General features: G+C 56.7%; 7 protein-coding genes and 1 pseudogene. 4 read left to right on the top strand and 4 right to left on the bottom strand.

Annotation, left to right across the window (positions count from 1 at the left end; translation table 11 throughout):
- Together Q0510_RS04155 and Q0510_RS04160 are read left to right on the top strand one after the other, a co-directional pair.
- A pseudogene (locus Q0510_RS04155) lies at nucleotides 1-255 on the top strand (hypothetical protein); the annotation flags it as partial.
- Between the two features lie 141 nt (nucleotides 256-396).
- Nucleotides 397-2,253 (top strand): PQQ-binding-like beta-propeller repeat protein, encoded by a 1,857-nt coding sequence (locus Q0510_RS04160; RefSeq protein ID WP_298708526.1) that lies wholly within the window; start codon nucleotides 397-399, stop codon nucleotides 2,251-2,253.
- 68 nt (nucleotides 2,254-2,321) lie between these two features.
- Here Q0510_RS04160 and Q0510_RS04165 read toward each other — a convergent pair whose 3' ends face one another.
- Nucleotides 2,322-2,846, bottom strand: coding sequence for a GNAT family N-acetyltransferase (locus Q0510_RS04165; RefSeq protein ID WP_298708528.1), 525 nt, complete (start codon nucleotides 2,844-2,846; stop codon nucleotides 2,322-2,324).
- Nucleotides 2,847-2,969: 123 nt separating this feature from the next.
- On the bottom strand, nucleotides 2,970-4,601 hold the full coding sequence (locus tag Q0510_RS04170) for a DUF4139 domain-containing protein (protein WP_298708530.1): 1,632 nt from the start codon (nucleotides 4,599-4,601) through the stop codon (nucleotides 2,970-2,972).
- A gap of 151 nt (nucleotides 4,602-4,752) precedes the next feature.
- Here Q0510_RS04170 and Q0510_RS04175 point away from each other — a divergent pair, with 151 nt between their 5' ends.
- Both Q0510_RS04175 and Q0510_RS04180 read left to right on the top strand, forming a co-directional pair.
- A complete protein-coding gene (locus Q0510_RS04175) occupies nucleotides 4,753-5,319 on the top strand; it encodes a hypothetical protein (protein ID WP_298708533.1) in 567 nt (188 codons plus the stop codon).
- Nucleotides 5,320-5,488: 169 nt separating this feature from the next.
- Nucleotides 5,489-7,654, top strand: coding sequence for a DUF5916 domain-containing protein (locus tag Q0510_RS04180; protein WP_298708534.1), 2,166 nt, complete (start codon nucleotides 5,489-5,491; stop codon nucleotides 7,652-7,654).
- A 79-nt stretch (nucleotides 7,655-7,733) separates the two neighbouring features.
- Here Q0510_RS04180 and Q0510_RS04185 read toward each other — a convergent pair whose 3' ends face one another.
- Together Q0510_RS04185 and Q0510_RS04190 are read right to left on the bottom strand one after the other, a co-directional pair.
- On the bottom strand, nucleotides 7,734-9,158 hold the full coding sequence (locus tag Q0510_RS04185) for a glycoside hydrolase family 30 beta sandwich domain-containing protein (protein WP_298708536.1): 1,425 nt from the start codon (nucleotides 9,156-9,158) through the stop codon (nucleotides 7,734-7,736).
- 8 nt (nucleotides 9,159-9,166) lie between these two features.
- Nucleotides 9,167-9,750: glycoside hydrolase family 16 protein (locus Q0510_RS04190; protein WP_298708537.1), on the bottom strand; the 584-nt coding region annotated here is incomplete at its 5' end.

Here is a 9,750-nt window from a genome sequence, read left to right on the forward strand (position 1 = left end):
GGCGCGGGATGGCTGGCGATGACGTTTGCGGGGATTTCTTATATGATCCCGCTGAGCGTGCGGAATAAAGAATTCAAACAACCGTTGCTCATGCAATTGTTCATTTACGGGCTGGGCGTGCTGGCCCTCGGCGCCATTGTATCGGGATTTATTACGGGAGAAGCCTTCTCGCTGTGGTTCCTCATATACGCCGGCGGGTTCATTGCGTTCCAGTGGATCGTGAATTTCGCGATGATCCGGCGGAACAACCGGTAATTTTTATTAATAGCGACATATCATTTGCCCGCGGCTTTTCCGGCCGCGGGCTTTTTTCTTCCCCTTTGACAAACTTGCCGCTGCCTGCCGTTACCGGAAAAGACATTTTATTTCCAGATGCGGCGCGGTATCTTGGGGATCATGAAAACATGCTTCGCCTGGCTGCTGGGAGCACTTCTGCTCTCCCGCGCAGCCACCGCACAGGATACCCTGTTCCGCTTCGCGCTCGTAACCGACACGCACGTAGGTGTGGAAACGGGGCTGGAAGATTTGGAGCGCACCATCCGCGACCTCAACCAGCTTTCCGGTATCGATTTCGTCATTTTTTCGGGAGATGTGACGGAGTTCGGGTCGGATGCTGAACTGAAGATAGCCAAACAGGCCATCGACAAGCTGGAGAAACCCTGGCACATTATTCCCGGCAATCACGATACGAAATGGTCGGAAAGCGGGTGCAATTCGTTCCGGACCGTTTTCGGAGACGAAACGTTCCTGTTCGACCACAAAGGCTACCGCTTCATCGGCACCAACAGCGGACCCAACATGCGCATGGGCCCGGGACAAGTACCGCGCGAGAACATGGTCTGGCTCCGCAAAACCCTCGACCGCACGCCCGCCTCCATGCCCATCGTGTACATCAACCACTATCCGCTCGACGAAGGGCTGAACAACTGGCTCGACGTGTACGGCATGCTCCGCGAGAAAAACGTGCAACTGATGCTTTGCGGCCACGGCCACGCCAACCGCATCATGACGCGCACTGCCATCCCCAACGTGATGTGCCGCTCCAACCTCCGGGCAAAGGAAACCGTGGGCGGATATAACCTGGTTACCGTACGCAAGGATTCCATCCTCTTCGCCGAACGCCGCCCCTCCGGCCAAACGCTCCCCGAATGGCACCGGATGGCCGCCGCAACCGGAGGTCCAGCCATATTCCCCGCCATTGCCGACGATGCGGCCAAACGCCTGAACGATTCGTTCCCGGCGGTGAAGGTCAAATGGCAGATACAGGAAGACGGTGACATGGGCAGCGCCGTGGCCATCGCGGATGGAAAGATCATTTACACCACCACAAACGGCGACATCAAAGCCGCCGATATCGAAACCGGGAAAATCCGCTGGCGCTACAAAGCCGGCGGCAAGATATATGCTACGCCGCTGGTACACGCCGGCCGCGTGGTGGTGCCCTGTTCCGACGGTAAAGTCTATTGCCTGCGGCTCTCCAACGGCAAGCGCGCCTGGATCCGCGAAACGGGCATGGCTATCGTATCATCACCCGCGCGCCACGGCGACCTGGCGATTGTTGCAGGGTCCGACGGGCATTGCCGCGCCTGGAACATCCTTTCCGGTGCTCCCGCCTGGGACCATCCGGGCCTGAAGGGCTTCGTGGAAACCAAACCGCTCGTCTACGGCGGTAAAGTGATGTTTGGCACCTGGGGCAATAAATTCTACGCACTGAACGCCGGCACCGGCGATTCCGCCTGGCAATGGTCCAATGGCGCCGCCAACCGCATGTTCTCCCCCGCCGCCGTTTGGCCGGTGGCCGCCGCCGGCCGCGCCTGGATCGTTTCGCCGGACCGGTATATGACCGTCATTAACACCGAAACCGGCCAACAGATCTGGCGCTTCCGCGACGACAAACAATGGGTCCGCGAATCCCTGGGGCAATCGGAAGACAGCGCCCGCGTGTACGCCAAAACCATGCAGGGCAACATCCTCGCCTTTGACGCCACGGTGCCGGAACGCAAACTGGTATGGCAATCGCCGGTGCAGCTGGGATACGAAATCTGCCCGACGCCAATCACCGAAAAAGATGGCGTTGTGTTCATCGCCGGGCAATCGGGCCTGGTATGCGCACTGTCGGCGGCAGACGGCTCCCTGCGCTGGAAGCACCAGTTCTCCAACTGCCTCGTTAATACCGTGCAACCGCTCAGCGGCAACCTGTTGCTGGCTTCATCGATGGATGGGAAGCTCGTGTGCCTGGAAGCAGCACGGTAATGCCTAAACGCATAAAAAGCCGGCGGGATGATGTTCCGCCGGCTTTTTTAATGTCTTCCGATGTGCTGCTACCCCACTTCTTCGAATTCTTTCGGATACACGACCATGCCTGATTTGCCGGCCAGCGCGCCGGGTCTCAGTTCGATGGCCATGAAGGCCGCGTCCGGCACTTCGTAGGCGGTACGGATGCCGAATTTCGATGCGGGGCTGAAGCCGAAGCGCGGGTAATATTCCGGGTGACCCAATACGATCACGGATTCAAAACCCATGTCTGCCGCGGTTTTCAAGGCATACTTTACGAGCTGCCCGCCAACACCCATCTGGTGCAGCGCCGGTGTTACGGCCATGGGCGCGAGGGCCAGGGATTCGTAGGTTTGCCCGTCGTTGCCCTGCAGCGGCAACCGCGTGAGCAGGATGTGCCCCACGAGGTATTCGCCCGCGTAGGCCACTACCGACAGTTCGGGAATAAAGTGTTGCGAATCGCGCAGCTTGCCGACAAGCCGGCTTTCGTTGTTCTGGCCGAATGCCAGCTCATGCAGTTCGTGGATGGCAGGGATTTCGGCGGCTGTCTCTGGTCTAATGTCTAATTTCATAAATAGTTCAGCTACGTTTTTAATTTTTTACACGATGGGGTTACTGTTCTGTCTCATGTTGGTGTAAAAGTAAAAAAAATGCGCGGACCTGTGCCCGCGCATCCGCCATTTTGGGGCGCATTCCTATAAACCCTGGTATTGTATTCCTTTCGGATGTTTGACGGTATAGCTGAGCCGGAGGGTTTTGGTTTCCCCGGGCTTCAGGTCCAGCTCCCAGGTAAGCTCGCCGGTTTCCCCGTTGGATGCGGCGCCGGAGGCTTCCGTGAGCGCTACTTCCACGTTTTTGTCGGTGGATATGGGATACTGGTCTTTCAGCTGCAATTTCACTGCTTCCTGCTTGCCGTTGCGCACACGGATTTCGTAGGTGTAAGCTTTACGAACGGAGCTGCCGATCATTTTGGTGCCGCTCATCTGCGCCATCAGTTCGCGGCGGACCACCACCTGGCGGTCGCGGCCGAGGCTTACTTTCAGCGTGTCTTCCGTGGCTTGCGGGTTGATCCAGGTTTTGCCCGCGTAGAGGTTGCCGATCATGATGTTGGCTTCGCCGGGAAGCAGGTTGTAGGCCGCGAAATCTTTCACGTTGGCGACGAGAAACGCATCCTGGTCGAGTTTCGGGACGGTGTAATAAGTGTATCCGGCGGGCATTTCCATTTCCTTCAATACCACAGAATGATTTTCGTTGTTGCCGGCGATGTCGTAAGGTATGTCGATATCGAAGCTGGCGCTGGTCTGGTGCTGCACGATCGCTGTGGGAACCGCTGCCATAACCGGCGGAGGCGCCGGCGCAACATTCTCCTTTTTCACACTTTTTGCCGCTCCTTCACCGCTATAACCCACTACCACAACTTCCTGTAATCCCAAAGTTCTGCCTGCCAATGCATCCGCAGTGCCGCGGATGCGGACCACGGGATTCAGGAACCAGGTGGCCAGTTGGGGGACCACGCCGGCGTTGGAGGGATTGCCCGTGTTGAGCGTGAGCTTCACGTTTTTCCAGTCGAGCCCCGTATGCTGGCGCACATTAGCTTTATAGACGAGTTTCAGGGGTTTGCTGATGTTTTCGAGCTTCAGGTCGTAATGCGTGCTCCAGGAAGCGTCGCGCGCTACGTAGCGGATTTCCATGGCGCCGTTCACTTCGGCACTGGCCATCACCTGCAGGGCGATTTGTCCGCCGGCGGCTTCGGGGTTCTCGTTCAGTTCGGCCAGCTGCTTTTCGATCCGTTCCATGAGCTCGGCCTGCTTTGCTTCTTTTTCTACCAGTCCGTAAATGCTATTCCGCAGTTCGATTTGCTTGGCGGTATAATATTCAGCCAGTTTGGCCAGTTCCGCCACGTTGGCGCCATTGCCGCCCAATGCCTGGTTTTTATCCAGCAGCGCGAGGGTGCCTTCCTGTGCCGTGCGCGTATTGCGCAACCGCGAAATGGAGAACTTCACGGACTCGAGGCTGTCCTGCAGCTTGCGGTACGCCGGTTTTTCGGCGATTTCGGGGAGGAAGTTGCGGCCAAATGTAGCCGACATCACGGTTACCCCGCCGGGCGCGCTCACCTGGATGCTGCTTTCATCGATATTCCCGGCAACTTTCGTTACCACTACCTTGCTGACGCCTTTGGAGACCGACAGCCGGGCGGTATGCGTCATTTCAGCGCCGCGGCTGTACACCGTAACGGATTTCAGGGCGGAAGGCGCGAATTGCGGCGTTTGGGCGGCGGCCGGCAGTGCGGGTAATATCAGGAGGAACAGTGCGATTCTTTTTATCATATCCGTGCTTTTTTACCTTCCGGATGCAGTATTTTCTCCTTTTCCATACCCGAATTGTTAAAAATTTCCAAAATGCGTTACAACATGATATTTGTCATAACCGGCGGTGCGGAACGGCGGTACATTTGCCCTACACCAAAACGTAAAGCCCATGAAGCGCATATTCCTGACTTTATCCGCCGCCATGTTAGGTGTTGTGCTCAGCCTTCCCGCTGCAGCGCAAACCGGCAAAACCGGGCTCTATCTCTCCGATGCAGATTATGCGGAAGGAAAGATCAGCTACGGCGCCGAACATCATAAAATCAAAGCAAACGTTCCCTTCCAGCACGGTAAAGTGAAAGTATGGCACGGCGACCAGCAGATGCTGCTGGAAAAAAGCCAGCTGTACGGCTACCGCGATAAAAACCAGCAGGATTACAGGTTCGTAGGCAACAACGCTTACAAAATCCTGGACGCCAACGGTTTCAATATGTATAGCCGCGAAGTGGAAACCAGCAAAGGCAAAGGCCGCGTGAAAGAAACGAAGTTCTACTTCAGCGCCGAACCCGGCAGCGAAGTGCTGGAACTGACCATCGCCAACCTCAAACAGGCGTTCCCCGGCAACGGGAAATTCCACCAGCTGATCGACATGCAGTTCCGCAGCAACGATGAACTGGCGAGGTACGACGATTTTTCAAAAATGTACAAACTAAAGACGATTTATAACGAAACGATTTAATCAAAGAATCAACAGCAAGTAAGTGTGAACGAGTGAATCGTGTGAGTGTTTTCAGTAGAGGATTAAAAGGCCGGCTTTTTGCCGGTCTTTTGTTTTTTACATGAACGGAGATACAACCCCACCGCATTTGTGTACTTTAGCCCCCCTAACCCGGAAACACGACTTTACTTTGCGACGAATCATTCCATGTTTACTCGGCTGCATATTCACGCTCCAGGCGGCGGCACAGAAGAAAAACGAACAATACCGCCTGCAGATGCGCAAGGCGACTTCCGCCATCAAAATCGATGGCGTGGCCGACGAGCCCGCCTGGCGGAATGCGGATTCCGCGTCCAACTTCTTCATGATCCTGCCCATGGATACGAGTTATGCCAACGTTCGCACGGATGTGAAGATGACGTACGACAATAACCAGATCTACCTCCTCGTCATCAATTACAACGGCGCGCCGGGGCCGTACATGGTAGAAAGCCTCCGACGCGATTTCGCATTCCTGAAGAACGATAACTTCCTCATGTTCCTCGACCCCTTCGACGATCAGACCAACGGCTTCGCCTTCGGTTCCAACGCCGCAGGGGCGCAGTGGGACGGGTTGATGTACGACGGCGGGAAGGTGGACCTCAGCTGGGAGAACAAATGGACGTCCGTCGTGAAGAATTACCCGGACAAATGGGTGTTCGAAGCTTCCATTCCCTTCAAAACCATCCGGTACAAAAAAGGGATCACGCGCTGGGGGATCAATTTCGGGCGGAACGACCTGAAAACCACAGAGAAAAGCAGCTGGGCCCCGGTGCCCAGGCAATTCCCTTCCGCTTCGCTGGCTTATACCGGCGTGCTCGACTGGGACACGATCCCTCCCAATGCCGGGCCCAATATTTCGCTCATCCCCTACGTGCTGGGCGGCCTCAACAAAGACTACATCTCCGGCAACCCCACCAAGTGGCGCCGCGACGCCGGGCTGGACGCCAAAATAGGCATCACTTCTTCCCTCAACCTCGACCTGACCGTGAACCCCGACTTCTCGCAGGTCGACGTAGACAAGCAGGTGACCAACCTCGACCGCTTCGAGCTGTTCTTCCCCGAGCGGCGGCAGTTTTTCCTGGAGAACGGCGACCAGTTCACCAATTTCGGGTACAGTACGCTTCGCCCATTCTTTTCGCGCCGTATCGGGCTGGGAACGCCCATTCATTTCGGCGCGCGCCTTTCCGGCAAACTGAACCGGAACTGGCGGCTGGGTATAATGAACATGCAAACGGGGAAACAATCGGCCACTTCGCTGCCCGCACAGAATTTTACCGTGGCCGCGTTGCAGCGCCGGGTGTTTTCGCGGTCCAACATCGGGATGCTGCTCATCAACAAGGAATCCATCAATTACGATCCGGGGAAAGCGGAACCGGGAGACCCTGTCTATTCCCGGTACAACCGCAATTTCGGGCTGGAATACAACCTCGCTTCGGCCAATAACTTCTGGACGGGCAAGGCCCTGGCCCTGAAATCCTTCTCGCCCGGCCTGCGCAGCAAAGACTGGGCGCATGCCGCCAACCTGCAATACACCAGCAAAGTCTGGAGCATCGGCTGGCAGCACGAATATGTGGGCAAGAATTATAAGGCCGAAGTGGGATACGTACCCAGAACAGGGTACATCAAATTCGCGCCTACGGCCACCCGCTTGTTTTTCCCGAAGACGGGCGCGCTCCTCAGCCACGGCCCGCAACTGACGTCCACCAACTTCTTCACCGAAAAAATGGAGCGGACGGATAACGAGCTGATGCTGAACTACGGCCTCGTTTTTCGCGCCCGGAACACGCTCAACCTGTGGGCCAGCACCACTTACATCCAGCTGCTGCAACCTTTCGACCCGCTGAACCTCGGGAAAGACAGCCTGCAAGCCTTCTCCAAACACAGCTGGAACACCGTGGGGGCCGATTATGTGTCCAAACCGCAGAGCCTCCTCACCTACGCGCTCAGCGCCCGTTACGGCGGCTATTATGCGGGCGGCAAGCGCTTCACGGCCACCGGGGAGCTGGGTTACCGGTTCCAGCCGTCCATGAGCGCAAACTACAACCGCCTCAACCTGCCGCAGCCCTGGGGCAATAACGGTTTCTGGCTCGTAGGCCCGCGCCTCGACGTCACCATGACCAACACGCTTTATTTCACGGGATTTGTGCAGTACAACGAGCAGATGAAGAACATGAACCTGAATACCCGCCTGCAATGGCGCTACCGCCCGGCTTCGGACCTCTTTATTGTGTACACCGACAATTATTTGCCGGAACCCTTTTACGTGAAGAACCGCGCGCTGGTGCTGAAACTGGTGTACTGGCTGAACCTCTAAAAAAAGAAACCGGGCGCAATCTGCGTCCCGGCTTTCGTTACCATTTATTGAACCTACTAAACACGCTGTTTTGCAGCTGCTACCACACGTATGTGCCTACCGCACCGGGCGCCAGTTCCGTGGCTGCCTGTTTGCCCTTGTACTGGATATTGAACGCCTGCGCGTTGGCGCCGTTGTTCAGCACGATGAGCACCTTTTTGCCGTCGGGCGTACGGAAGGCCACGTTTTCAAGGGAACCCGGCAGGTTCGACGCGATACGCACGGATCCGGGGCGCACGAATTTGGAGGCATGGGCGATGATGTAATACGCCACATTTTTCGTGTAATCGCTTCCGATGGTCAGCGCGCCGAGGCAGGTGGTGCAGCCGCCAGGGGTATGGGGCTTGTAATCCGCCGTGGCGGCGAGGTTCCATTCCAGTACGTTGCGGCTCCAGTTGCGGGGCGCTCCGATGATGAGGTTGGAAACATGCCACTTGAGATCTCCCGCGAAGTTGCCGGGGCCGCCTACCCATTGCTCCGTAAAATACACGTGCTTGTCAGGAAAGGCGTTGTGTACCTGCGTGAGCGCAGAAATGGAACCGCCGTACAGGTGAAACGCCGAACCATCTGTGTATTGCGCGGCTTTGGCGTCGCCGAGCACGGTGAGCGGGTAATCCGGCCGGTCGGCGTTGTGGTCGTAACAGATGATTTTTGTGGTGATGCCCGCTGCGCGGAAGGCGGGGCCGAGATGATTGCCGATGAAATCGGCCTGCTCGGCGGCCTGCATGTCCAGGCTCGGATTGTTGCCCGGGTGCAGCGGTTCGTTTTGCGGCGTGATGGCGTCGATGGGAATCCCTTCCGCCTGCATCGCCTTCACATATTTCACGAAATACTGGGCGTAAGCCGCATAATACTCCGGCTTCAGCTTCCCTCCTTTGAAATTTCCGTTCGTTTTCATCCACTCCGGCGGCGACCATGGCGAACCGAGGATTTTGATAGTGGGGTTGATCGACAGGATGCGTTTCAACACCGGAATCAGATCGGTTTTCTCCATTTGGATGGAAAAATTCACAAGCGTGGGGTCCGTTTGCCCGGCGGGCATGTCGTTATAACTGAAGGTGGACGCACTGAGGTCGGATGCGCCGATGCTGATCCGGAGATAGCTGACGCCAATGTGCGTACTGTCCCACCGGAACAAATCCTCCAGCAACGCGGACTTCTTCGCTTCGGGCAGCCCATTGATGAGCGTGGCGCTGCCTCCGGTAAGCGTGTATCCGAAGCCGTCGATCTCCTGGAAAGCCTGCGATTCATCGACGGTAATATTCGGCGATGCGTTGAGCTGGGTATTGAAATTCAACACTACATTTTGTTTCGCGAATAGGACGGAGCGGTCGCCTTTCGTGAGCCAGAACGCCACGTCCGACGGCCCCTGCGGCCCCGGAGGGTCTGCCGGGCCGGGCCCTGGCCCATCGCTGCCCCTGCAGCTGAATACGCAGCAAAGCATCCCCAGCAGGAAGGTTTTCATGGGAACATTCATTTCTCTATCATTTTGTAAGCGCGTACATAATCGACTTCCATGGTGGCAGGGAAAACGCTGTCGTCTATCCCCTGCTGCCCGCCCCAGTTGCCGCCAACGGCGATATTGAGGAGGAAATGGAATTTCTTGTCGAATGGCCATGCGGCCGCGCCTTTGTTTTCGTTGATGAAGGTAAACAGCAAAGTACCGTCGATGTAACCGCGGATGGCGTAAGGCGTCCAGTCCACGCGGTACACATGGAATTCCCCGATCGCCTTGTCCACGATTTTGTGCGCGGTTTTCTGGGTATTGATGCTGTGATTGTAAGCCTCGGTGTGCACGCTCATATGCACACGGTTGGGATCATAGCCCACATGTTCCATGATGTCGATTTCACCGGATTTCGGCCAGCCGCCGTAAGCCCACTCTGTCGGCAACATCCAGATGGCGGGCCAGGTGCCCTTCCCGCCGGGCAGCTTCGCTTTGATTTCGAAACGCCCGTAGAGGAAATCGCCTCGCCCTTTCGAAACGAGCCTCGCGGAGGTGTAGGCGCGCCCTTCGAAGGCTTCCTTCCTGGCAGTAACCGTCAACACCCCGTTAC

It is taken from the genome of uncultured Chitinophaga sp. (assembly GCF_937874145.1).
In the GTDB taxonomy this organism is placed as follows: Bacteria; Bacteroidota; Bacteroidia; order Chitinophagales; family Chitinophagaceae; genus Chitinophaga.

Excerpts from the sequence above, each read along its gene's own strand:
- Q0510_RS04160 (WP_298708526.1), top strand. The coding sequence starts at position 397 with ATGAAAACATGCTTCGCCTGGCTGCTGGGAGCACTTCTGCTCTCCCGC.
- Q0510_RS04165 (WP_298708528.1), bottom strand. The coding sequence starts at position 2,846 with ATGAAATTAGACATTAGACCAGAGACAGCCGCCGAAATCCCTGCCATC.
- Q0510_RS04170 (WP_298708530.1), bottom strand. The coding sequence starts at position 4,601 with ATGATAAAAAGAATCGCACTGTTCCTCCTGATATTACCCGCACTGCCG.
- Q0510_RS04175 (WP_298708533.1), top strand. The coding sequence starts at position 4,753 with ATGAAGCGCATATTCCTGACTTTATCCGCCGCCATGTTAGGTGTTGTG.
- Q0510_RS04185 (WP_298708536.1), bottom strand. The coding sequence starts at position 9,158 with ATGAAAACCTTCCTGCTGGGGATGCTTTGCTGCGTATTCAGCTGCAGG.